Raw genomic sequence first — 23366 nt, 5'->3', positions numbered from 1 at the left:
CGTGCGGAAGCCGAGGCGCGCGTAGTACGGGGCGTTCCACGGGACGTCGGCGAACGTGGTCAGCGTCAGCGCGGTCAGGCCCTGTTCGCGGGCGTGGGCGGCGGCGTGGTCGAGCAGGGCCCGGCCCACGCCCCGGCGCGCGGCGTCCGGGTGGACGGAGACCTGCTCCACGTGGAGGGCGCCGTCCACGGGTTCGGCGGTCAAGTACGCCACGGGCCGGCCTCGTTCGCCGGCCGCCACCCAGCAGCGGCCCGCCCGGCGATAGCGCTCCAGCACGTCCGGGGCGGGCGGGTCGTCGTCGGCGATCTCCGGCATGCCGAGGTCGCGGAACGGGGCGCCGGCGGCCCGTTCGATGTCCTGGAGGGCGGGGAGTTCACCGGGTTCGGCGGGACGGATGCGCATCCGCCGAGTATCGGACGCCGGCGGCGGGCACGTCGCCGGGTTTTCAGGCCCCGCCGGCGTCCAGCGCCTCGGCGGGGCCGTTCACCGGCCGCGGGGCGCCGGCGGGACCGAGCAGGAACAGGGGGACGTCCAGCGTGTCGGCGCGGGCCCGCGCCTCCTCGGTGTACCCGGCGACGGTGAAGTACCGGCAGACGGCGGACTCGGTCATCGCCGTCAGCCACAGGCACTCCACGTCCCGCGGGGTCGCCTGACGTGCCGACGGGCCGACCTGGGCGAGCACGCCGCGGCCCGCCAGTTCGACACCGGAGGGGGAGGGCCGGCCGGTGCGGCGGACGTCCTGGTGGCCGAGCCGGCGCAGATGCAGTACGGCGGCCGTGACCTCGTCCCGGTCCGCCTGGTCCGCGTCCCGCGCGGGGCGGGCGGCGGAGGTCTCGGGCCGCCCCGCCGGGACGCGGAGTGCCGGTGGCCCGGCCACCGGGATCAGCAGCACCGTCCCGCACGGGCACCCCAGTTCCGGCCGCGGCCACTCGCCGCGGAGCCCGCACCGCCCGCACCGCACGGCGACCCACTCCTCGGCCCAGGCACGGTGCCCGACCGGAGCGGGCACCCCGTCCAGGTCCAGCGGCGGCGTGACGGGCGCGCCGCACGCGCAGGGGTACGACGGTGCCGTGTAGCGGTGCGAGCGCCGACAGGCAGGACAGCGCACCGGCACGCTCTCGGGCATGGTCCCCTCCCGGGTTGTCGAGGCGGTGTCCATCGTCCTCCGCCGGCCCGCCGTGTGTCCGCCGCTTGCCCCTCTCTTGACGGCTTCGGCCACCCACCCTACATTCATTCCAGATAGTAGAAAGTACTTTCCATTATACGGAAGTACTCACCGCAGGGCGCGACGGGAGTACGCATCCGGCAGCCGAAGCAGGAGTACCCGATGGCTCGAATGACCGCTGCCCGCGCGGCAGTCGAAATCCTCAAACGCGAAGGCGTCACGGACGCGTTCGGTGTCCCCGGCGCGGCGATCAACCCCTTCTACGCGGCGCTCAAGGCCTCCGGCGGCATCACCCACACCCTCGCCCGCCATGTCGAGGGCGCCTCGCACATGGCCGAGGGCTACACCCGCACCCGCCCCGGCGCCATCGGCGTCTGCGTCGGCACCTCCGGTCCGGCCGGCACCGACATGATCACCGGCCTGTACTCCGCCATCGGCGACTCGATCCCGATCCTCTGCGTCACCGGCCAGGCGCCGACCGCCGTGATCCACAAGGAGGACTTCCAGGCCGTCGACATCGCCGCCATCGCCAGGCCCGTCACCAAGACGGCGATGACCGTCCTGGAGGCCGCGCAGGTCCCCGGCGTCTTCCAGCAGGCCTTCCACCTCATGCGCTCCGGCCGGCCCGGACCGGTCCTCATCGACCTGCCGGTCGACGTGCAGCTGACGGAGATCGAGTTCGACCCGGACACCTACGCGCCGCTCCCGGTCCACAAGCCCGCCGCCTCCCGCGCCCAGATCGAGAAGGCGCTCGGCATGCTGAACGCCGCCGAACGCCCGCTGATCGTCGCGGGCGGCGGGGTCATCAACGCCGACGCGGCCGAACTGCTCGTCCGGTTCGCCGAGTTGACCGGCACCCCGGTCGTGCCGACCCTGATGGGCTGGGGCGTCATCCCCGACGGCCACGAACTCAACGCCGGCATGGTCGGCCTGCAGACCTCGCACCGCTACGGCAACGCGACCTTCCTGGAGTCCGACTTCGTCCTCGGCATCGGCAACCGCTGGGCCAACCGCCACACCGGACGGCTCGACGTCTACACGGCCGGCCGCACCTTCGTCCACGTCGACGTCGAACCCACCCAGATCGGCCGGATCTTCGCCCCCGACTACGGCATCGCCTCCGACGCGCGCGCCGCGCTGGAACTCTTCGTCGAGGTGGCGAAGGAGCTCAAGGCCGAGGGCCGGCTGCCCGACCGCTCCGAGTGGGCCGCCTCCGCGCAGGAGAAGCGCGCCACCCTCCAGCGCCGTACACACTTCGACGACGTCCCGATCAAACCGCAGCGCGTCTACGAGGAGATGAACAAGGCCTTCGGCCCCGAGACCCGGTACGTCTCCACCATCGGCCTCTCCCAGATCGCCGGCGCGCAGTTCCTGCACGTCCACCGGCCCCGGCACTGGATCAACTGCGGCCAGGCGGGCCCGCTCGGCTGGACCGTCCCCGCCGCGCTCGGCGTGGCCAAGGCCGACCCCGAGGCGCAGGTCGTCGCCCTGTCCGGCGACTACGACTTCCAGTTCATGATCGAGGAACTGGCGGTCGGGGCGCAGCACAGGATCCCGTACGTCCACGTCCTGCTCAACAACGCCTACCTGGGCCTGATCCGGCAGGCACAGCGGGCGTTCGGCATCGACTTCCAGGTCAACCTGGAGTTCGAGAACATCAACTCCCCGGAGCTGGGCGTCTACGGCGTCGACCACGTCAAGGTCGCCGAGGGCCTGGGGTGCAGGGCGATCCGCGTCACGGACCCGAACGACCTGGGCCCGGCCTTCGAGCAGGCGAAGAAGCTCGCGGCGGAACACCGCGTCCCGGTGATCGTGGAGGCGATCCTGGAACGCGTCACCGACATCTCGATGTCGACCACCAACGACATCGGCGACGTGGTCGAGTCCGAACCCCTCGCCACGGAAGCGGCCCATGCCCCGACGGCGGTCAGGCCATTGCGGGTCTGACCGACGCGCGGCCGGGACGGACGGCCACCGGGCGTTCCGTCCGGCCGCCGTGCCGACGGGCCGCACGGCGTCTCAGCACCCCCCGCCCCCGCCCCCGCCGCATCCCCCTCCGCCTCCGCAGCCGCCCCCGCCTCCGCAGCCGCAGCTGCCTCCGCCGCCGCAGTAGAGCCGGCCGGCGTGGATGCCGCCGGAGCCGGGGGACCAGCCGCGCAGTGGGTGTCTGAGGCGGAGGCGGACCCGTCCGGTGAGGCCCGCGCGCGAGGCGAAGCGGGGGACGACGGCGCGGAGGGCCGCCTCGCCGTGCAGGGCGACGGCCAGCAGCTTTTCCTCGTCGGACAGGCCGGCCCGGCTCGCCGGCACGGGATACGCGGTGCGCAGCACGTGCACGTGGCGGCGGCCCGCCCGCGTCGTCCCCAGCGCCGGCGGACTCACCATGCCCATGTCCACCAGTCCGGTCTTCAGCGTGGCCACCGCCCACTGCACGTCCGGGTCCCGCGGCACCTCCCGTACGTCACGCGGCTTGTCCAGCCGTCGGTACACCGCGCTCTCCAGATACGGGACGCGCAGCTCCGCCGGGATGTCGTCCTCCGGCGACGGCAGCGGCGGCAGCGGCGGCAGCGCCCTGCCCGCCTCGTTGTCGACCGCCACCACCGTGCCCCGTGCGCCCGCCTCGACGGCGCCGCGCAGGTGCAGGGCGACGACGGCCACCGTGACGGCGGCGCGTGGTCCCCAGGCCAGCAGGGCGATCTCGTGCGGCGTCGCCCGGACGTGTGCGATGTCGGCCATGACAGGACACCCTCTCGGACAAGGGGCCGGCCGCCCCCGTGCCGACGGGCCCCGTGTGCGGGGATGGTTCCCGCGCGCGGGGCCCGCCGAAGCCTCGGGAGGCCGTGTTCAGAGGTTCATTTGAGGGTGCCGTAGCCCGCCTACGGCCGTTGCCGTACCGGCCGCGCTCACGGCTCGTGGTGTTCGGACAGTCCCGGCCAGTCGTCCGGTCCGCCGCCCTGCCACTCGATGAAGTCCGCGTCCTCGACGTCGGTGACGTACAGGTCGGCCAGGCGCAGGATCTCGCCCACGTCGTCGGTGTGCGTGGCGACGCCCAGGGTCTCGTCGTCGGAGGTGACCCGCCGGGAGCCGTCCAGGGCGGGCGCGTGGACCACGATGTGCGGATGCTCCGTCGGATGTGCCATGTCCCCAGGCTGCTGCGGACCGCGCGGATCCGCACGCCGGGAGGGAGGTGGGTTCCGGGCGGCGCCGCCGCCTTGGGCGCGATGGGACCGATGTCGGCGCCGGCGCCGCCCGGGGTTCGGAAAAACAGGAGGATCAGACCCGCGCGCCCGACAGCCGTTCCACGGCCCGCAGCAGCGCGGAGTGGTCGAGCCCGCCGTCTCCCTGGGCGCGCAGGCTCGCCACCAGCTGCGCGACCACCGCACCGACGGGCAGTACCGCGCCGACGGCCCGGGCGGCGTCGGTGACGATGCCCATGTCCTTGTGGTGCAGGTCGATGCGGAAGCCCGGCCGGAAGTCCCGGTTCAGGAAGTTGTCCTTCTTGCGGGTCAGCACGGTCGAGCCGGCCAGTCCGCCGTTCAGGACGTCGAGCGCCGCCGTCAGGTCCACGCCCGACTTCTCCAGGAAGACCACGGCCTCGGCGCACGCCTGGATGTTGACGGCGACGATGAGCTGGTTGGCGGCCTTCACGGTCTGCCCGGCGCCGTGCGGACCGCACAGCACGATCGTCCTTCCGAGCACATCGAAGACCGGCTTCGCCTCCTCGAAGTCGGCCCGCTCACCACCGACCATGATGGACAGCACCGCCTCGACCGCGCCCGCCTCACCGCCCGACACGGGGGCGTCCAGCACCCGGATGCCCTTGTCCTTCGCGGCGGCGGCCAGGTCGACCGACGTCCGCGGGGTGATCGAGGACATGTCGATCAGCAGGGCGCCCGGCCGGGCGTTCTCCAGGATGCCGTCGGGGCCGTACGCGACGGCCTCCACCTGCGGAGAGGCGGGAACCATCGTGATGATCACGTCGGCGTCCCGCACGGCCTCGGCGACGGAGGCGGCGGCGGTGCCGCCGGCGGCGGCCAGCCGGTCCAGCTTCGCCTGCTCCAGGGTGTGACCGGTGACGTCGTAGCCCGCCTTGACCAGGTTCTCCGACATGGGGGAGCCCATGATGCCGAGACCGATCCAGGCGATCTTGGGAAGGTTGCTCATGCGAGGGCGCCTCTCCGTGCGAGGGGGTGTGGTCAGCGGGGCAGCCGGCCGAAGGCCTCCGCGCTCGGACGCTCGCCGGGCTTGTACTCCAGGCCGATCCAGCCGTCGTAACCGGCCTTGCGCAGCCGGTCCAGCAGCTCCTCCAGCGGGAGCGAGCCGGTGCCGGGGGCGCCGCGGCCGGGGCTGTCGGCGATCTGCACGTGACCGGTCTTCTCCGCGTACCGGTCGATCACCGCCGGCAGATCCTCGCCGTTCATCGCCAGGTGGTACAGGTCCATCAGGAACCGGGCGTTGTCCAGTCCCGTGGCCGCGTTGACCTTGTCGACGACCCCCACGGCGGCCGGCGCCGACACCAGCGGGTACAGCGGCGACTCGGGCTCGTTCAGCGCCTCGATCAGCAGGATCGCGCCGATCCGGTCGGCGGCCCGCGCCGCGAGGACGAGGTTCTCCAGCGCCAGCGCGTCCTGTTCGGCGGGGTCCACGCCGTCGACGCGGTTGCCGTACAGCGCGTTGAGGGCCGTGCAGCCGAGGGACTGGGCGAAACCGGCGGCCACGTCGATGTTGGCGCGGAACCGCTCCGACTCCTCGCCGGGGAGGGACAGCGCGCCCCGGTCGGGGCCGGGCAGCCGTCCGGCGTAGAAGTTCAGGCCCGTGAGCCGTACGCCCGCGTCCTGGATCGCCTTCCTCAGGGCGGCGAGCTCGGACTGCCCGGGGGTGGGGGAGTCGACCCAGGGCCACCACAGCTCGACCGCGTCGAAGCCGGCCGCGGCGGCGGCCGCCGGACGCTCCGACAAGGGGAGTTCCGTGAAGAGGATCGACAGGTTGACGTCGAAGCGGTGGTCTCCGGCTGTGCTCCGTGCGGAACCTGGCATCGGGCCGCGCTCCCTTTCGCTAGTTTCCGTAATACGGAAATTGCTTTCTGTTTAATGGAAGTAAGGGAAGATTGCCGTCGACCGTCCGGGCTTGTCAAGAGGGGGCGTGACGCGATGCGGTACCCGCGTGCGCACACAAAAGGGCGCGTCCGGCGTGCGATGCGCACGCCGGACGCGCCCTCCGTGGAGCGGGCCGGGGTCAGACCGGCAGGTCGAGCTCCGGTGCCAGCAGTTCGGTGACGGTCTGCCGGCGGCGGATCAGCCTGGTGTCGTCGCCGTCGACCAGCACCTCGGGGATGAGCGGCCGGGAGTTGTAGGTGGACGACATGCTCGCGCCGTAGGCGCCGGTGTCGTGGAACACCACCAGGTCGCCGATCTCGGTGCGCGGCAGCGGCACGGGCTCCACGTCGCCTCCCTCGACCTGGGTGAAGACGTCCCCGGACTCGCACAGCGGGCCGGCTAGGACCGTGTCGCGGGCGTCCTCGCCGCGCGGGACGCCGTCGCCGCCGAGGACCGAGACGCGGTGGCTGCTGCCGTACATCGCGGGCCGCATCAGATCGTTGAACCCGGCGTCGACCAGCACGAAGTAGTTGCTGCCCATGGGCTTCTGGGCGCGGACCTCGGCGGCCAGCACCCCCGAGCCCGCCACCAGGAAACGCCCGGGTTCGATCTCCAGCCGGACCGGGTGGCCCAGTTCGGAGACGAGCTCCCGCCGCGCGGCGTCCCAGAGTTCGAAGTAGCGGTCCGTGTCGATCTCCGGGTCGCCCGGCGCGTACGGCACGGAGAGGCCGCCGCCGGCCGAGATGGCCCGGATGTCCCGCCCGGCCAGCCTGACCTGCTTGACCATGGTCTCGCAGACCGACTCCAGGTGGCCGTAGTCCACCCCGGAGCCGATGTGCATGTGCAGGCCCACGAGGTCGAGCCCGTACCGGTCGACCAGCGCGAGGCTCTCCTGGAGGTGCTCGTGCCAGATGCCGTGCTTGCTGTGCTCGCCACCGGTGTTGGTCTTGCGGCTGTGCCCGTGGCCGAACCCCGGGTTGACCCGGATCCACACCGGGTGGCCGGGGGAGGCCGCGCCCACCTGGTCCAGCATCTGCGGGGAACCGGCGTTGACCGGGATGCCCAGTTCGACGACCCGGCGCAGCGTGGAGCGGTTCAGCAGGTCGGCGGTGAAGACGATGGGCTCGTCGGCCCCCTCGACCCGGTAGCCGGCCGCGAGCGCACGCTCGATCTCGCCCTCCGACACGGCGTCGACGTGCACGCCCTCCTCGCGCATCAGACGCAGGATGTGCAGGTTGGAACAGGCCTTCTGGGCGAAGCGGATGACGTCGAAGCGGCGCAGCCGGTCGATCTGCGCGCGGATCGTCCCGGCGTCGTACACCCACAGCGGAGTGCCGTACTCCGCGGCGGCGCCGGCGAGCCGGGGCCCGTCGAGCGAGCCGGGGAGACCGGCCGGCTCCCCCGCGTGGGACGAAGCAGCGGAGGAAGGGGCGGATGGGGAGGTCATGGTCAGTCCTTCTCGCCGATCATCAGGGCAACTCCGAAATCCTCTTCCAAACGGCGCAGGATCCGCTCGGCCGTCCGAACCACGGACGGATGGTCCGGGCCGCGCAGTATGAAACGGGCCACGATCTGCCCGGCGGAGACGTCCCGGCCCGGTCCGGTGCCGTAGCTGTCGAAGCCGATGACCTCCAGCACCCCGGGCTCGTCGGCGATCCACGCCACCGATGCCCCGGCGGAGAGGGTGCCGCCGTCGCGGACCATCACCTTCCGCCCGCCGACGCAGCCGTCGAGCGCGCCGGGCAGAGCGGGCTCGGCGTCCGGGTCCAGGATGTCCAGCAGGCCGGAGAAGATGTCCGTGCCGGTGGCGTGCCGGTAGATGGTGGGCAGCGCGCCGCCCATCACGCGGGGGTTGACCTCGACCAGCACCGGCCCGCGTTCGGTGACCATGATCTCCAGGTGGAAAACGCCCAGGTCCAGGCCGATCGCCCGGCACACGTCGATCGCGTACGCGATACAGGCGGCGGACTGCTCCTCGGGGAGGTTCGCGGGAATGTACGAGCCGAGCTCCACCACCTCGTCCTCGGCCCAGCGGAACCGCCCGGACACCGCGAACGGGAAGAACTCCCCGTCCTTGGCGCCCAGTTCCACCGAGACCAGCGTGCCGACCAGGTACTCCTCGACGAGGATGCCGCGGGTGAACTGCTCGTGCCACTGCTCCGGCACCGCGTCCAGGCCGGTCAGCACGGCCCGGCAGGCGGCGGTGGCCTCGGCCGGATTCGCGGCCACCCGGGAGAGCAGGCTGTCCGCGCCCGACGGGGGCTTGAGGACCACCGGATAGCCGATCTCCTCGGCCGCGGCCAGCGCATCCTCCTCGGTCCCGGCCAGGGCGTACCGGGCGGAGGCGAGCCCGGCCTTCTCCAGCGCCGCCCGGCACCGGTCCTTGCGGCGGGCGGTGAGCACGGCGTCGGTCGCGGTGCCCCGTAGACCGAGCTCCCGGCAGGCCAGGGCCACGGCCTCCGCGCTCAGCTCCAGCTGGCCGGTGACGACGTCGATGGGGTCGACGGCGTGGCGGGCGGCGAGCACCCGGGTGACGGTCTCCGGGTCGGTGGTGACCAGCCCGTCGGCCAGGTGGTCCACGGACGCGACGATCCGCAGGTTCCCCTCGGTGGGCGGGTAGAAGGGGTCGGCGGACTGGAGGTAGGTGACCCGGTGGCCGGCCTCCTTGGCCAGCCGGATCGCCTCCAGCGCGGCGGGGTTCGAGTCGACGAACGCGATGTGCATGGGTTCTGCCTAGTGGTCGGGTGCGGGGGGAGTATGTCGGTCGGGGTGCTCAGACGGTGACGGGCAGGAGATCCGCCAGGCCGGGTACGGCGCCGGGCGCGGCGGCCGCGTACCGGGCCTCGATCGCGGACGCGAGGCCGGGCACCAGCGGCGCGGCCCGGGAGGCCAGGACACGCAGACCGGCGACGGCGAGCCCGGGGTCGCCGGCCGCCCGGGCGGCGAGCAGCGCGAGCAGGTTCGCGGTGGTCTCCGCGGCCTGGCGCATCGAGAAGGTCTCCAGCGTGTACGCCCGCCGCATCCGGTCCCGGTAGCGGTCCAGGAGCGCCTCCGTGCCCTCCGGGACGGGCAGCGGCCGACCGGTGTGCGGGGCCAGCGCCGTGCCGAGCGCCCGGAGCGGCTCGTGCAGCCGGGTGCGTACGGTCTCCAGGAACTCGGCCTCGGTGAAGTTGGCCGGCTGGTGCTCCGGGTTGCCGAGCGCGAGGAAGAACCGCACATTGTCCGGGCCGTACTTGCCCACCAGGTCGCGGGCCCAGATCAGATGGCGCCGGCTGGTGGAGAACTTGGACCCGTCCAGGTGGTAGAACTCGTTGGTCACGATCGCGGTCGGCTCGACCAGCCCGCCGTGCGCGAAGGCCAGTCCGAGATGCGCGAACGCGAAGTAGAACGTGTTGTCGTAGCCGAGGAACTGCACCAGCTCGAAGCCCGAGTCCCCGGCCCACACGTCCGACGGCGTCTCCGGGCCCCGGCGGGCCCGCGCGACCCCCGCCATGTGCCGCAGACCGGGCAGCATCTCCGCCCAGACGTTGATCACCTGGCCGTCGAAGCCGTCGATGCCGACCGGAATGCCCCAGTCGGCCGGGTAGCTGACCGGGAAGTCCGGCAGCGGCCGGGACAGCATCTCGTCGACGAAGCGCAGCACGTGCGGGCGCATCGTCGCCCGCCGCCTCCGGTAGAACTCCGTGAACCGCTCCCGGTACTCCTCCAGCGGGAGGACCAGGATCTCCACCTCGCGCGGCTCCGTGACGGCACCGTCCCCGGCGCCGGTGCTCGCGGCGAAGAGCAGCGAGTCGACGTCGTTGGGGTGCCCGCAGCTCTCGCAGATCGCGCCGGAGGTGCCGGCCAGGCACTCCGGGCAGTACCCGGTGGCGAACGCCTCCAGGAGGTACCGGCCGGTCTCCGCGCAGTACGGGAACGTCCAGGTGCGCGTCACCAGCTTCCCCGCGCGGTGCAGCCCGGCGAAGAACTCCCGTATCTCGTCCCGGTAGACGTCGTCGGGGCTGGTGAACGCGTCGATGCCGATGTCGGCGAGCTCCAGCGTCGCGGTGATCTCGCGGTTGCACCGCGCGGCGAGCTCGACCGGGTCGAGGCCCAGCCGCTGCGCCGTGGTGACCACGTACGTCTGGTGGTCGTCGCCCCCGGACGCGTACAGCACCGTGTGTCCCAGCATCCGCTGCGCGCGGCTGAAGACGTCGGCGCCCAGATAGGGCCCGGAGAGATGGCCGACGTGCAGATCGCCGTTGGTGGTCGGGGGAGTGGCGGTGACCAGGAAGCGGCGTGGGGTCGTCGTCATCGCGTCCCCCCGGGAGCACCGGCCGGTCCGGGGGCCTCGCCGAACGGGCCGAGCGACCAGACCGAGACGAGCTCCAGCTCCTCGGTGTCGGAGGCGTTCTCGAAGTGGTGCCGCTGGTGGGAGCCCACCACCAGTGCGTCACCGGCCGCGATGTCCGTACGGACCCCGTCGACCTCGACGCGGCCGCTGCCGCGCACCACGTAGAAGTGCTCGTGGTCCTCGTGGGAGTGCGGGGTGGTCACCGCGCCGGGCGCGACGGTACAGACGCCCATGCCGGTGTCCGAGGGCCCGCTGGACCGCCAGGGCAGGATGCGCCGGAACGCGCAGCCGTACTCCTCCTGGACGACGGCGTCGTCCCGCCGCTGGATCTGGATGCCGCTCATGCGTGGACTCCTTCGAGGAGAGGGGTGACGGGTGAGGGAACGGACGGACGGCCGCCGGGCGCGGCGGGGGCCGGTGCGTCCAGGACGGCGTCGAGGATGTCCCCGGCCCGGCGGGCCAGCATCGACAGCAGCGTGCTGGTCAGGCCGTGGGTGTGTTCGGCGGCGCCGTGCAGGAAGATCCGCGGCGCGAAGCGCTCGGTGGTCCGCACCGAGTAGTCGCGGTCCACGAGCAGGTCGCCGTCCCCGTCCCTGAGCAGATAGGGGTCGACACCGGCCAGCAGGCCGCGCGCCTCCCGGAAGTCGTAGCCGGTGGCCAGCACGACCGCGTCGTACCGCTCGGTGCGGGTGGTGCCGGTGAGCAGGTCGCGCACGGTCGCGGCGGCCCGGTCGCCCTCGGCGCGGGCGCCGGTCAGTTCGGTGAACCGGCACAGCCGCAGCCGGTCCCCGCCGTGCACCAGCTGGTCGTAGAGCAGTTCGGCGACGGCGTTGATGTCCTCGTCGTCGACGGCCGCGTAGTTGGTGGCCCTCAGGTCGGCGAGGATGCTCCGGCGGCGCGCGGGGTCGGCGTCGTGGAACAGGTCGACCGACGCCGGGTCGAAGATGGCGTTGGCCAGGGCACTGCTGTTGGCCGGCATCAGCGCGAAACCCCGGTGGGCCAGGGTCACTTCGGCTGCCGGGAACTCGCCCGCCAGATACCGGAAGATCTCCGCGGCGCTCTGCCCCGCCCCCACCACCAGGAAGCGGTACGGCAGTTCGCGGCCCCGGTCGTGGAAGGAGCGAACGCGCCCCAGGAAGGAACTGCTGTGGAAGACGGTGCCGTCCTCCAGCACGCCCGGATCGACGCCGGGCGGGACGACGGGCGTGCCGCCGGGTGCCAGGGACACATGGTCGGCGGAGACGGTGTGCCGGGTGCCGTCCGGGCCCCGGTAGTCCACCTCCAGACTTGTGACCTCCCCGTCGGGCCCGGACACCGGACGGATCCGCTCGGCGGTGCTGCCGTACGAGACGTACCGGGCGAGCCGCTCGGCCGCCCAGCCGAAGTAGTCCACGTACTCCCGCCGGGTCGGCGTGAGCGTGCCCAGGTTGAGGAACGGCTCCAGCCTCCCCTGGGACACCAGGTAGTTGACGAAGCTGTACGGACTGGTCGGGTCCCGGGGCGTGACCAGGTCCTTGAGGAAGGCGACCTGCATCCGGGCACCGGGCAGCAGCATGCCGGGGTGCCAGGAGAAGGTGTCCCTGGACTCCAGGAAGTGCAGGCCGGCCCCGGCCGCGGCGGACCCGGCCGACGCGTGCAGCGCGCTCATGGACAGGTGCGAGGGGCCGTAGCCGATGCCGAGGAGCCGGTGGTGCGGATGTCCCGCGGAAGAGGTACTGGTCATGGAATCCCTCTCCCGGGTCAGCCGGCCTGCACGGCCGGACCGGTCCGGCCGTCGTCGGCCGGCCGGTAGTGGGCGTAGAACTTCCTGGTCGGCTCCAGGACCTCCCAGGTGCCGGTGAACCCGGCGGGGACGACGATGGTGTCCCCGGGCACGAACGTGCGGGCGTTGCCCTCGTCGTCGGCGATGACCACCCGGCCGTGCAGCATGTGGTAGAACTCGTCCTCCTCGTACACCGCACGGAACTTGCCCGGGGTGCTCTCCCAGATGCCCGAGGTGAAGGCGCCGTCGGGGCTGGTGAAGTGCAGGGTGTTGGTGATGGCCAGCTCGCCGGAGATCCAGCGGTCCGGGCCCTTCCTGACGTTCCGCACGTTCTCCGGCGCGGACTCGCCGAAGACCACGATGTCCTTGATCGTCTTGCTGGTCATGCCGTTCCCTTCGATATCCGGGTGTGGATGAGCTCCGCGAGGAGCCGGGCGGAGGCCCCGCGGACCACCGAGTAGTGCGTCCCGGGCAGCGGCCGGACGGCCGCGTCGGACGGGACGAGACCGGCGGGATGCCGGTGCAGCGGCGTCAGCCCCCGGAAGCCGTCCGGGCGTTCCCTATCGGCCGGTACCACGAGGAGCGGGCAGTGCCCCGGCAGCGGTCGCGGCCGGTGGCCGAGCAGCAGCCGGTACAGGGACCGGTACTGGCCGTAGAGGTCGCGCAGGGTCTCCGGCGGCTCGTCCGGGAGGTGCGCGGCGGCGAGATGGGCGAACGGGTCCGGGTGCCCGGCGGGGACGGAGATCCCCGCGGGGGCGCCGCCGTCCCCCTGCCCGAGCCGGTCGGTGAAGAAGCCGACGGCGGCGGCCGACTCGTCGAGACCGACGCCCTCCGGGGCGGCCACGAAGCTGTCCACCAGCGTCAGCGACAGCGGCCGGACGAGGCCCGCGCGGCGGGCGGTCTCCGCCGCGAGGACACCGCCCATCGACCAGCCCACCAGATGCACGGGACGGTCCAGGGCCGCGAGCGCGGTCGCGTACTCGGCGGCCAACTCCTCCAGACTTTCGGGCAGTTCGTCCGTGGGAGGCGACTGGAGCCCGTACACCGCGTACGAGGCGGGCAGCGCGTCGATCAGTGCGCGATAGCCGAGGAGATGCCCGCCCACCGGATGGACCAGCACCACCGCCGGCCCGTCCCCCGGTCTGATCGGCACGAGCAGCCCGCCCACGCGCTGGTCGAGCAGCGCGCACTGACCGGCGATCGTGCTCGCCTCGAAGAGGCTGGACAGCGGCAGCCGCACACCGAACTCCTCGCCGATCCGGCGGACCAGGCGCACCGCGGAGACCGAACTGCCGCCGGCGGCGAAGAAGTCGTCGTCGACCGAGCGGACGGCCGTGCCGCAGACCTCCTGCCACAGCCGGGCGAGTGCCGTCTCCCGCTCGGTGCGCGGCGCCCGGCCGGACGGTCCGCCGCGGCCGGCGTCCCGTTCCGTCGCGGCGTGCTCCTCGGCGAGCGCGAGCAGCGCCCGCGCGTCCCGCTTGCCGTTCGCCGTCAACGGCAGCGCGGGGACGGTGTGGAAGGCGCTGGGCACCGCGTACGACGGCAGGGCGGCGCCGAGCCGGGTGCGCAGCGCCACCGGGTCGAGGTCCGTACCGTCGTCCGGGGCCCCTTCGTCGCGCGGTCCGGTCACGAGGAAGGCGATCAGACGGGCGGCGGCCCCGGTGCCCGTAACGACACAGGCCGCCGCGCGCACACCCGCCTGCGCCGCCAGCCGCTGCTCCACCTCCAGCAGGTCCACCCGGTAGCCGCGCACCTTGACCTGGCTGTCCACCCGGCCGAGGAACTCCAGCACGCCGTCCGGTCGGTAGCGGGCGTGGTCGCCGGTGCGGTACAGGCGCTCACCGGTGCGGGGGTGGCGGGGGAAGCGGGCCTCGGTGAGCTCGGGCTGCCCGTAGTACTCCGTGGCGAGACCGTCCCCGGCGATGAACAGCTCACCGGGCACCCAGTGCGGCACGTCCGCGAAGTCCGCGTCGAGGACGTGGTAGCGCTGGTTGGCGAGCGGCAGCCCGTACGGCACGGACTTCCAGGACGGGTCGATCCGGTCCACGACGTGGTAGTTGGACCAGATCGACGCCTCGGTCGCCCCGCCCAGCGCGACCACCTCCGCCTTGGGCGCGGCCCGCCGGACGCGATCGGGCAGGTCCAGCGGGACCCAGTCGCCGCTGAGCAGGACCAGCCGCAGCCCGCCGAGCACGGCGGCGGCCCGCTCCTCCCCGAGATGGTCGAGCAGCATCTCCAGGAGCGCCGGAACGGTGTTCCAGACCGTGGCCCCGCTCCGCCGCACCCACTCCGCCCACAACTCCGGGTCGGGGCGGGGGCCGGACGGCGGGACCACGACGGTGCCGCCCGCGCACAGGCCGCCGAACAGGTCGAAGGCCGACAGGTCGAAGTGCAGCTCGGAGAGCGACAGCAGCCGGTCCTCGGGGCCGACGCCGAACCGCTCCACCATGTCCTGGACGGTGTTGAGCAGACCGCCGTGCGGAATCGCGACGCCCTTGGGGACGCCCGTCGAGCCCGAGGTGAAGATGACGTACGCGAGGTCGTCGGCGGGGGGCACGGGCAGGGGCGCCGTCGGCGCGGGTGGTTCGGGGGCGTCCAGGGCGAGTACGGTGACGGGCCGCTCCAGCGCCGCGAGGAGCCGTGCGCCCTCCGCGTCGGCCAGCACCCGGCCGACACCGTGCCGGCCGAGCAGCGCGTCGACCCGGGCCGGCGGCCAGTCCACGCCGAGGGGAACGTAGGCCCCGCCGGCGGCGATCACCGACAGTGCGGCGAGGTACTGGCCGGTGCTCTTGCGCGCCAGCACGCCGACCAGTTCGCCGGGGGCCGCCCCGGACGCGGTCAGCGCCCCGGCCGTGCGCGCCACGCGGTCCGCCGCCTCGCCGTAGGTGACCTCCCCGTCCGCTCCGTGGAACGCGACCCGGCCGGGGGTACGGGACGCCCCTTCGCGCAGCCCGTCCAGGACACCGCCGCCGGGGAACCGGCGCGCGGTGCCGTTGGCCGACCTGCGGGCCGCGGTCAGGGCGTCCGGCAGCGGCGGCGGGTGCGGGGCCGACCAGGCCGCCTCCTCCCCGGCCAGCCGGCGCAGCAGATCGGCGTGGGCCTGCGCGAGCTCGTCGACCAGGCCCTCCGGGAACGCCTCGGCCACATGGTCAAAGGTGCAGACGAGTTCCCCGTCCTCCTCCGAGACCTGGTGGTCGAGGAGGACCTGCGGGGTGTGCATCGACTTGAAGACCAGGTCCCAGCCCGCGGCCCGCAGATGCGGGGGCAGCGCGTCGTCGGCCGTGTCGTCGAGCCCCGACGCGAAGACGTACGGGCTGCCCACCTCCGCACCGGGACGCTGCCGGCGGACCCGGCGGGCCAGTCCGACCCCGGACAGCCAGGCGTGCGGAAGGTCCGCCATCAGCCGGCGCTGGAGGGCCCCGGCCCGTTCGGCGAAGGACCCGCCCGCGCCGTCGCACTCCAGCAGCAGCGTGCTGCCGAAGTTCCCCACGCAGGCCCCCGTGGCGGAATCGGCCCCCGACGGGTCCACCGCCAGCATGCCGCGGGTGGCGACGAGCACGGTGAGGGAGAAGGACCGCTGCCCCGACCAGCGGCGCAGCACCTCGGCGTAGGCGGCGCAGAGCACCGTGTTCGCGGAGAGGCCCGCGTCCCGCGCCCGTTCGCCCAGCCGCTGCCAGACGGGCGCGGGCAGCCGGTGTCGGACCCGGGCGAACCGGGACTCGGCCGGGTGGGGCAGGGCCGGCAGCGCCGGCGGGCCGGGCAGCACGGGCACCCGCCGCCGCCAGTGCGCGACCGCGTTGCGGTACGCCTGGCTGTCCCGGTGCCGGTCCAGGGCATCGGCGTACCGCGCGAAGTGGCCGGACGGCACGGGCGGGTCCGCGAACGGCCTGCCCTCGTAGGCGTCGGCCAGGTCCCGGCAGACCAGCCCGATCGAGCGCGCGTCCAGGACGAACAGCCGCAGGCACAGCAGCACGAACGTGGTGTCCCGGGCCGAGTGGACCGCGCAGCCCAGCTGGGGACCGTCGGTCAGGGCGGGCAGCAGCCGGGCCGCGGTCTCCCGCTCCCGGTGGAACGCCGCACGGGCCTGTGCGGCGTCCAGGTGGCGCCAGTCCACCCTCACCGGGCCCCAGGAGTCGTCGAGCGGCACGACCCGCTGGCGGCCGTCCCCGTCGACCGCGCAGCGCAGCATCTCGTGCCGGGTGAGGACCGCGCGCAGTGCCGCGTCCCAGCGCCCGGCGTCGAAGTCCGGGACCTCGAAGCCGTGCGCGATGAACGCCGGGGTGGCCAGCCGCGGGAAGTCGGACTCGCCGACCTGGTAGGCGCTCTGGAGGTCGGTCAGCGGGAACGGACGCGTGGTCGCGTCCTCACCGTCCGCCGCCTCCGGTGCGGTGACGCGAGGGCCGGGCAGGCCGGGGTGGGCGGCGATCGCCTCCAGGACGGGCCCCTCGGCGGCCGTGAGGCGGCCGAGGAGCGCCTCCGGGGCGTCCTTCGGGGCGTCGACGGACAGCCGGCCACGGCGGGACCGCACCAGGACGCCGTGTTCGGCCAGTTCGCGCAGGAGCGCGAGCGTGTCCCGCTCCTCCGTATCCCTGCGTGCGTGTTCCACCGTGCCGTCCCCTTCCGACCTGTGTCCGTCGTCGCCCCTGTGGTCCCTCCCGTGGCGGGACCGCCGCTCCTGCCCGGTGCGGCTACCGCCGCGTGCCGTCGTCCTCGGCCGCGGCGAGCCGGTGGACGGTGCCGTCCTCCGTGAACAGCTCGCTCAGCTCGAAGTCGAAGCCCTCCGCCTGCGCGAGCGCCACGAGCCGCATGGCCGCCAGCGAGCTCCCGCCGAGCGCCAGGAACGGCGTGTGGACGTCGATCCGCTCGACCTGGAGCACCTGCGCCCAGATCTGGGCCAGCGCGGTCTCGTCCTCGGTGCTCGGCGCCGTGGCGACCTCGGCCGTCGCGGCGGTGCCGCGCGCCGGGAACAGCTCCCGCGCGGCCGCGTCCGCGGGCAGCGGGTCGGCCGCCGGTCCGGGCCGCTGGGCGGCGATGTGCTCCGCGAGCTTGCCCACCGACTCCGTACCGCCGTCGGCGATGGCCTCCAGTACGCCGCGGAACGCCCCGAGGATGCGGTCCACCGACTCCGCGTCGAAGAACGCCAGGTCGTACTTGACCTGGAAGAACAGCTGCTCCTCGGGCATCGCCTCGATGGCGAACGGGTAGTTCGTCCAGCCGACGTAGCGCTCCTGCCGCACCCGCACGCCGCCCCGCCCGGACCAGCCGGTGCCCCGGGGGAAGTTCTCGAAGATCAGCAGCGACTCGAAGAGCGGCTGTCCGCTGGGCAGGTCGGTGCGCTGCTGGATCAGTGGCAGCGGGTAGTGGTCGTGCGAGCGCGCCGCGACCTGGGTGCGCTGGATCTGCTGGAGCCAGCGGCCGATCGGCTGCTCCGGCTCCAGACCCACCCGCATCGGGAGGCTGTTGATGAAGATGCCGACGATGTCCTCGACACCGGCCAGCGCCACCGGACGGTGGGTGATGGTGATGCCGAAGCAGACGTCGTCCTGGCCGCTGCAACCGCCCACGACCACGGCCCAGGCGCCCTGCACCAGGGAGTTGAGGGTGAGCTGGTTGGCGCGGCCGTAGGCGAGGAGGCGCTCGGTCAGCTCCTCGCCCAGGTCCAGGCGCGCCTCGGCGTGCATCTCCTGCGAGCTGGCGGAGAGGCCGAGCTGCGCGGAGCGGCCGATCACGGTCGGCCGGCGGAACCCGGCCAGCCGCTCCAGCCAGTAGTCACGGGCGCCCGCGATGTCCTCCCGTTCCAGGAAGGCCACGTAGTCGCCGAAGGAACGCGTCGGCCGGAGCTCGGGCAGCCGCCCTTCGAGTCCCGAGTGGTAGATCTCCAGCGAGTCGCGCAGCAGGACGAAGAGCGACCACGCGTCGAGGATCAGGTGGTGGTAGCTCATCACCAGCTTGTACGTGGTGGCGCCGAGCCGGACCATGGTCAGCCGGAACAGCGGCGCCCGGTCGTACGCGAATCCGCGGCGCCGGTCCTCGTCGAGGTACCGCTCCAGCAGCTCGGTCTGCTCCTCCTCGCCGTGTCCGGACCAGTCGAGCACCGTCCAGCCCAGCTCGGCCGTGCGCTGCACGGCCTGGAGCGGCTCGGACAGGCCCTTGGAGGCGATCCAGACCCGCAGGATCTCGTGCCGGTCGACGACCTGCTGCCACGCCCGGTGGTAGGCGTCGAGGTCCACCTCGCCGTCGATCGCGTACAGGAACTGCTCGAAGTACACACCGGAGTCCGGGTCGAGCAGCGAGTGGAAGAGCATGCCCTTCTGCATCTCGGTCAGCGGGTACACCGTCTCGACGCCGTCGGGGTCGGCCGCGGACGCGCGCACCGCGGCCAGGTCCTCCTCTGCGAGGGTGAAGCCCCCCGGGTCGACGGGGCCGGCCGACGCGGGCAGGGTGCGGCGCTGCTCCTCGACGAAGGCGGCGGTCTCGGCGACGGTGGGGGTCGCGAAGACCTGGGTGGCGCTCAGCGCTATGCCCTCGCGGTTGGCCTTGGCGCTGATCAGGAAGCCCTGGATGGAGTCGCCGCCGAGCGCGAAGAAGTTGTCGTGGATGCCGACGGCCGGCAGCTCCAGGGTCTCCGCCCACAGCGCGCACAGGTAGCTCTCCAGCTCGTTGCGCGCGGCCGTGTACTCCTCGGCCAGCTCCAGGTGGGCGCCCTGGAGTTCGTGCAGGGAGCGGCGGTCCACCTTGCCGTTGTGGGTCAGCGGGATCGCGTCGACGACCGTGAACGCGGCCGGGACCATGTAGTACGGCAGCCGCCCGGCCAGGTGGTCGCGGATGGCGGCGGCGGTCGGCGGCTCGTCCGTACAGGTCAGATGGGCGACCAGGCGCTGGTGTCCGCCCGCGCCGCGCAGACCGGAGGCGACGGCGCCGGTGACGCCGGGGACCTCCAGGAGCCGGGCCTCGACCTCGCCGAGCTCCACCCGGTAGCCGGCGATCTTGACCTGGTCGTCCATCCGGCCGAGGAGTTCGAGGCAGCCGTCCTCCCGCCGCCGGGCCAGGTCGCCGGTGCGGAACACCCGGCCCTCGGCGGTCTCGGCGAACTTCGCGGCGGTGAGCTCGGGCAGTCGGTCGTAGCCCTCGGCGATGCCGACGCCGGCCAGGCACAGCTCGCCCGTCTCACCCGCCGGGACCGGGGCGAGGTCGGCGTCGAGCACCCGGGGGGTCAGCTCGGCAGGGTGGCCGACCGGGACGAAGCCGTCGTACACGGCGCCGGGCAGGCACTCCCAGTAGGTGCTGTAGAGCGCCTCGGTCAGGCCGTAGACGTTGAACAGCCGGGCGGACAGGCCGGTGGCGAAGTACTTCTCCGGGAGCGCGCCCGGCATCACGTCGCTGCTGCAGAAGACGTACTTCAGCGAGGTGTTGGCGGCGAACGCGGGGTTCTCCAGGATGCCGGACAGCAGCGCCGGGACGACCATCAGCGTCGTCACGGACCCGCTGTTGATCAGCTCGACCAGACGGTCGGGGTCCTTGTGGTCGCCGGGCGGGACGATCACCACGGCGCCGCCCGAGAGCACCGGCCAGAACACCTCGCGGACCAGGTTGGTGATGCTCAGGGTGGTGCGCAGCAGCTGACGGTCGCCGGGTTCGAGGGGGAAGGTGCGCTGGAGCCACCGCTGACCGCTGAGCAGGGCCCGGTGGGTGAGCATCACGCCCTTGGGCGTCCCGGTGGAACCGGACGTGTAGAAGATGAACGCCAGGGCGTCGGCGGCGAGTTCGACCGCTTCGGTGAGCGGCTCGGTGCCGCTGTCGAGCAGGTCCTCGACGGCGAGCAGCCGGACGCCCTCGGGCGCGGGCCCGTCGAGGAGGGCACGCTCGGTGAGGACGATCCGGGCGCCCGAGTACTCCAGGATGGTGGAGCGACGGTCTGCCGGGTCCTCCGGGTCGACCGGTACGCAGACGCCGCCGGCGCGCAGCACGCCGAACAGGGCGGGGAGCAGCGTGAGGGAGCGCGACAGGTGCAGACCGACACGGCTGCCGGGCCGGACGCCCTGGGCGGCCAGCGCCCCGGCGATCCGGTTCGCCTCCGTCTCCACCTGGGCGTAGGTGGCCGACGAGTCGCCGTGGAGGGCGGCGGTGCGGGTGGGAGCCGACGTGGCCTGCGCCGTGAGCAGGTCATGCAGGAACGACATACGTGGACACCATTTTCCGTAGGTCGGTGCGGACGGAACAGCGGAAGGAGCAGGGGAGCGGGGGAACGGGTGGAAGGGAGCGGAGGCGGCGGACCGGCGGGTCCGGGCGGGTCAGTCCTGGGCCGCGCGGGACGCGTCGGCCCGGTCGGCGGGCGCGTCGGCGCCGCCGTCGGTCCGTTCGCCCGCGGCCGAGGGCCGGGGCGGGGGCAGCACCACCGCCGCGATCAGCGGCAGGGCACCGGCGACGAGGAACACCCAGGCGATACCGGCGGTCGAGGCGAGCGCGCCGCCGATCATCGCACCGAACGGGATGACACCCCAGGTCAGCCAGCGGTAGGCGGCGTTGACCCGGCCGAACAGGGGCAGCGGGATGGTCGCCTGCCGGTAGGAGACCACGGCCACGTTCCAGACCATGGACACCAGCCCGTAGGCGAAGAGCCCGAGGGCGACGACCGGCACGCTGGGCACGGCCAGGGCGAGGAAGCAGACGCCGAGCAGCGGTGCCCCGATCCGCATGACCGGCCCGTCGCCGACCGCCCTCAGGACGCGGCCGGTCACCGGTCCGGCGAGGATGCTGCCGGCCGCGAGACAGGTGAGCAGCAGCCCGTATCCGGTCTCGGAGAGCCCGAGCCGGCCGGGCGTCACGGCCCAGAGCGGCATCATGGTCAGGCACATCGAGTACGACAGGTTGTTGACCGCGGCCGCTGTCGCGAGCCGGGCGAGGTCCCGGCGTCCGCGGAAGTAGCGCAGCCCCTCACCGAGTTCGCCGACCAGCGAACGGAACGACGAACGCTTACGGTCCTCGGAGGCGGCCGGGGACGGCCGCACCGGTTCCTGGTGGCTCGCCGCCTTCAGCACGGCCTCGGGCAGCAGCCCGAGCGACCAGACGGTGACCACGTACAGGGCGACCACGACGGCGAGTCCGCCGCCCGAGCCCAGCGCGATCACATAGCCGCCGAGGGCGGGGCCGACCAGCTGCGCCAGGAACATCTGGGTGGACTGGAGGGAGGCGTTGGCCCGGGGGAGGTGATCCACCGGGACCAGCCGGGGCAGCTGGGACTGGGCGGCGACGTCGACGAAGATCCCCGCGCAGCCGATGAGGAAGGCGGTGACCACCAGCGCCCACAGGGGCAGCCGGTCGGTCGCGGCCAGGGCGCACATCACGGCCACCAGCGGCAGCCGGACGGCCGAGGCCCAGCGCATCACGGAACGCGGCGCGTACCGGTCGGCGACCACCCCGGCGGGGAGCGTCGCGATGAGCCAGGGCAGCCGGACCGCGAGGCCCACCACGCTCACCGCCACCGCGGAGCGGCTGATCCCGAGGGCCAGCAGCGGTACGGCGATCTTGTAGATGCCGTCCGCGAGGTCCGAGGAGACCACGGCGGACTGGAAGATCCGGAACGGCGGGCCGAGCCGCTCCTTCTCCGGGGTCTCCCGTCCCCGCCGGAGCGCGCTCACCATCGGTCCACCAGCAGCACGGAGCTCATCAGGGCCCCGTGGTGCGCGTTGAGCACCGGACCGCCACCGGGCACACCGTGCCGGACCAGTACGCCCGAGGGGGCGCCGCCGAACAGGAACGGGCCCAGGACGAAGGGCACTTCGGCGTGCTCGACCGCGCCGGTCTCCTGGTCCTGGAAGTCCAGCGCGAGCCGGTCGGGCGTCACATGGCGCTGAAGGATGTGGCGTCCCTCCCGCCCCGCGCGCTCCAGCGCGTCCCGCCACTCCTCGTCGGAGACGTCGGGGCCGAGGACCACGCCACCGCCGCCGTATCCGCCGGCGGGCTTGAGGACCAGTTCGGCGCGGCGGGTCAGGGCGTGCCGCAGCAGTTCCTCGCCCTCGGCGCCGGGAGCGGAAAAGAGCGCCGTCCACGGCAGATGACGTTCGATCAGCGCTTGGTCGGCCTCCGGGAGCGACTCCTTGTCCGCCCAGAGCCAGGCCATCGTGGTCTTGTCGCTGAGCAGCCAGGTCGCCTCGGAGGTGTGCATCCGCACCCGGTCGGCGCGCACGGCTCGGATCAGGGCGTCGAGGCCCGCGCTCGGCGGCTGGTCGAAGCTGAGGAAGAGCCGGAACACCGCGTCCACCCGCTGGCCGTCGAGGAGCAGCACATCGTGCCCGTCGGTCTCCAGCCGGTCCATCGGGCAGGCGACGGTCTCCATGCCGTGCCGCCGGCCGCTCTCGCACATCGGGGCGAGCCAGGCGAGAAAGGCGTCGGCATCCTCCAGGCCGGGCGCGGCGCCCTTCCGGAACACGGGAATGGCGACCCGGGAGCCTTCGGTAAGCCCCAATGAGGCGCGTATTTCGGCGAATCGGGAATCCACCGCGGAAGGCGGCGCGGCGATTCGGTCCCCGCCGGGAAGCGAACGATAAAGGTCATGGAAACGGGCGGCGAGGAGATCCGCCTGGAGGGTGCCGCCGAGTGCCCCGTCGATATTGAATTCCACGAACCACGGGACACCGGACCGGTAGACGATGTCGGGGCGCGCCGCGCCCAGCAGGTGCTCGCCGAGGAGTTCCGCACGGGACAGCAGCGGGGTGGCGGCCTCGTCCACCCCCAGGACGTCCTGGAGTTCGCCCACGGTGGTGGCCCGACGGCGGCAGGCGTCGAGGATCAACCTCATCAGACGTGCGGAAACGCGTCCCAGTTCGTCGTAGTGGGCCCGGTCGACGAAGGCCGGCCGCAGAGGCCGCCACGTCCCCTTGGAACCGCTGATCCCGTCATGGACATCCCGTGCGCCGGTGACCGACCGGGCCAGGACGCCTTCCCTGAAGGACTGGGGGAGTTCGCCCCACACGTCGAGCGAATGGCGTGATGAACCGAGACTGCTTTCCATGC

Annotated in this window: 16 protein-coding genes and 1 pseudogene; 1 reads left to right on the top strand and 16 read right to left on the bottom strand. The window is 73.2% G+C overall.

What is annotated here, in order from left to right:
* Nucleotides 1-30 precede the first annotated feature (30 nt).
* Both IH50_RS42835 and IH50_RS0131235 read right to left on the bottom strand, forming a co-directional pair.
* Nucleotides 31-315 (bottom strand): annotated as a pseudogene (locus IH50_RS42835) (GNAT family N-acetyltransferase); the annotation flags it as partial.
* 130 nt (nucleotides 316-445) lie between these two features.
* The gene (locus IH50_RS0131235; RefSeq protein ID WP_030869853.1) at nucleotides 446-1126 is read right to left on the bottom strand and encodes a hypothetical protein; all 681 of its coding nucleotides are present in this window, start codon (nucleotides 1124-1126) and stop codon (nucleotides 446-448) included.
* A gap of 201 nt (nucleotides 1127-1327) precedes the next feature.
* On the opposite strand from IH50_RS0131235, the gene gcl reads away from it, so the two are divergent.
* Nucleotides 1328-3112, top strand: coding sequence for a glyoxylate carboligase (gene gcl / locus IH50_RS0131230; RefSeq protein ID WP_030869850.1), 1785 nt, complete (start codon nucleotides 1328-1330; stop codon nucleotides 3110-3112).
* 72 nt (nucleotides 3113-3184) lie between these two features.
* Here gcl and IH50_RS42175 read toward each other — a convergent pair whose 3' ends face one another.
* The 14 genes from IH50_RS42175 to IH50_RS0131160 all read right to left on the bottom strand — a co-directional run bounded on the left by IH50_RS42175 (nucleotide 3185) and on the right by IH50_RS0131160 (nucleotide 23364).
* Nucleotides 3185-3898: a hypothetical protein gene (locus IH50_RS42175; protein WP_030869847.1), complete on the bottom strand. Its 714-nt coding sequence runs from the start codon at nucleotides 3896-3898 to the stop codon at nucleotides 3185-3187.
* 167 nt (nucleotides 3899-4065) lie between these two features.
* Nucleotides 4066-4302 carry a hypothetical protein gene (locus IH50_RS0131220; RefSeq protein ID WP_030869843.1) on the bottom strand — a complete coding sequence of 79 codons (237 nt, stop codon included), beginning with the start codon at nucleotides 4300-4302 and terminating at the stop codon, nucleotides 4066-4068.
* 133 nt (nucleotides 4303-4435) lie between these two features.
* Nucleotides 4436-5326, bottom strand: coding sequence for a 2-hydroxy-3-oxopropionate reductase (locus IH50_RS0131215; RefSeq protein WP_030869838.1), 891 nt, complete (start codon nucleotides 5324-5326; stop codon nucleotides 4436-4438).
* A gap of 32 nt (nucleotides 5327-5358) precedes the next feature.
* Complete coding sequence (locus tag IH50_RS0131210; protein ID WP_030869836.1) at nucleotides 5359-6198, bottom strand: TIM barrel protein; 840 nt, start codon at nucleotides 6196-6198, stop codon at nucleotides 5359-5361.
* 199 nt (nucleotides 6199-6397) lie between these two features.
* Entirely contained in the window at nucleotides 6398-7705 is a 1308-nt protein-coding gene (lysA, locus tag IH50_RS0131205) for a diaminopimelate decarboxylase (RefSeq protein ID WP_030869833.1), read from the bottom strand.
* Between the two features lie 2 nt (nucleotides 7706-7707).
* Nucleotides 7708-8982 carry an ATP-grasp domain-containing protein gene (locus IH50_RS0131200; RefSeq protein WP_030869831.1) on the bottom strand — a complete coding sequence of 425 codons (1275 nt, stop codon included), beginning with the start codon at nucleotides 8980-8982 and terminating at the stop codon, nucleotides 7708-7710.
* Between the two features lie 49 nt (nucleotides 8983-9031).
* Nucleotides 9032-10552 (bottom strand): class I tRNA ligase family protein, encoded by a 1521-nt coding sequence (locus IH50_RS0131195; RefSeq protein ID WP_030869828.1) that lies wholly within the window; start codon nucleotides 10550-10552, stop codon nucleotides 9032-9034.
* On the bottom strand, nucleotides 10549-10935 hold the full coding sequence (locus tag IH50_RS0131190; RefSeq protein ID WP_030869825.1) for a cupin domain-containing protein: 387 nt from the start codon (nucleotides 10933-10935) through the stop codon (nucleotides 10549-10551). Before IH50_RS0131190 ends, IH50_RS0131195 begins: the two co-directional genes overlap by 4 nt.
* Nucleotides 10932-12314: a lysine N(6)-hydroxylase/L-ornithine N(5)-oxygenase family protein gene (locus tag IH50_RS0131185; RefSeq protein WP_030869822.1), complete on the bottom strand. Its 1383-nt coding sequence runs from the start codon at nucleotides 12312-12314 to the stop codon at nucleotides 10932-10934. Before IH50_RS0131185 ends, IH50_RS0131190 begins: the two co-directional genes overlap by 4 nt.
* A 17-nt stretch (nucleotides 12315-12331) precedes the next feature.
* A complete protein-coding gene (locus IH50_RS0131180; RefSeq protein WP_030869820.1) occupies nucleotides 12332-12739 on the bottom strand; it encodes a cupin domain-containing protein in 408 nt (135 codons plus the stop codon).
* Nucleotides 12736-16959 (bottom strand): non-ribosomal peptide synthetase, encoded by a 4224-nt coding sequence (locus tag IH50_RS0131175; protein ID WP_051767520.1) that lies wholly within the window; start codon nucleotides 16957-16959, stop codon nucleotides 12736-12738. Before IH50_RS0131175 ends, IH50_RS0131180 begins: the two co-directional genes overlap by 4 nt.
* A gap of 82 nt (nucleotides 16960-17041) precedes the next feature.
* Entirely contained in the window at nucleotides 17042-20533 is a 3492-nt protein-coding gene (locus IH50_RS0131170; protein ID WP_030869812.1) for a non-ribosomal peptide synthetase, read from the bottom strand.
* Between the two features lie 111 nt (nucleotides 20534-20644).
* Nucleotides 20645-21994: an MFS transporter gene (locus IH50_RS0131165; RefSeq protein ID WP_234328269.1), complete on the bottom strand. Its 1350-nt coding sequence runs from the start codon at nucleotides 21992-21994 to the stop codon at nucleotides 20645-20647.
* Nucleotides 21988-23364, bottom strand: coding sequence for a hypothetical protein (locus IH50_RS0131160; RefSeq protein ID WP_030869808.1), 1377 nt, complete (start codon nucleotides 23362-23364; stop codon nucleotides 21988-21990). The genes IH50_RS0131165 and IH50_RS0131160 overlap by 7 nt, the downstream gene beginning before the upstream one ends.
* Between the last annotated feature and the right edge of the window lie 2 nt (nucleotides 23365-23366).

Source organism: Streptomyces sp. NRRL S-37 (assembly GCF_000721605.1).
GTDB lineage: Bacteria > Actinomycetota > Actinomycetes > Streptomycetales > Streptomycetaceae > Streptomyces.
The sequence above is the reverse complement of the archived record's forward strand: the minus strand, read 5'-3'. Positions and strand labels throughout refer to the sequence as shown.

What these genes read in the sequence shown, in the direction of transcription:
- IH50_RS0131235 (WP_030869853.1), bottom strand. Translation starts at nt 1,126, where the DNA reads ATGCCCGAGAGCGTGCCGGTGCGCTGTCCTGCCTGTCGGCGCTCGCAC.
- IH50_RS42175 (WP_030869847.1), bottom strand. Translation starts at nt 3,898, where the DNA reads ATGGCCGACATCGCACACGTCCGGGCGACGCCGCACGAGATCGCCCTG.
- IH50_RS0131160 (WP_030869808.1), bottom strand. Translation starts at nt 23,364, where the DNA reads ATGGAAAGCAGTCTCGGTTCATCACGCCATTCGCTCGACGTGTGGGGC.
- IH50_RS0131165 (WP_234328269.1), bottom strand. Translation starts at nt 21,994, where the DNA reads ATGGTGAGCGCGCTCCGGCGGGGACGGGAGACCCCGGAGAAGGAGCGG.
- IH50_RS0131170 (WP_030869812.1), bottom strand. Translation starts at nt 20,533, where the DNA reads ATGTCGTTCCTGCATGACCTGCTCACGGCGCAGGCCACGTCGGCTCCC.
- lysA (WP_030869833.1), bottom strand. Translation starts at nt 7,705, where the DNA reads ATGACCTCCCCATCCGCCCCTTCCTCCGCTGCTTCGTCCCACGCGGGG.
- IH50_RS0131210 (WP_030869836.1), bottom strand. Translation starts at nt 6,198, where the DNA reads ATGCCAGGTTCCGCACGGAGCACAGCCGGAGACCACCGCTTCGACGTC.
- IH50_RS0131185 (WP_030869822.1), bottom strand. Translation starts at nt 12,314, where the DNA reads ATGACCAGTACCTCTTCCGCGGGACATCCGCACCACCGGCTCCTCGGC.
- gcl (WP_030869850.1), top strand. Translation starts at nt 1,328, where the DNA reads ATGGCTCGAATGACCGCTGCCCGCGCGGCAGTCGAAATCCTCAAACGC.
- IH50_RS0131200 (WP_030869831.1), bottom strand. Translation starts at nt 8,982, where the DNA reads ATGCACATCGCGTTCGTCGACTCGAACCCCGCCGCGCTGGAGGCGATC.
- IH50_RS0131180 (WP_030869820.1), bottom strand. Translation starts at nt 12,739, where the DNA reads ATGACCAGCAAGACGATCAAGGACATCGTGGTCTTCGGCGAGTCCGCG.
- IH50_RS0131190 (WP_030869825.1), bottom strand. Translation starts at nt 10,935, where the DNA reads ATGAGCGGCATCCAGATCCAGCGGCGGGACGACGCCGTCGTCCAGGAG.
- IH50_RS0131215 (WP_030869838.1), bottom strand. Translation starts at nt 5,326, where the DNA reads ATGAGCAACCTTCCCAAGATCGCCTGGATCGGTCTCGGCATCATGGGC.
- IH50_RS0131195 (WP_030869828.1), bottom strand. Translation starts at nt 10,552, where the DNA reads ATGACGACGACCCCACGCCGCTTCCTGGTCACCGCCACTCCCCCGACC.
- IH50_RS0131220 (WP_030869843.1), bottom strand. Translation starts at nt 4,302, where the DNA reads ATGGCACATCCGACGGAGCATCCGCACATCGTGGTCCACGCGCCCGCC.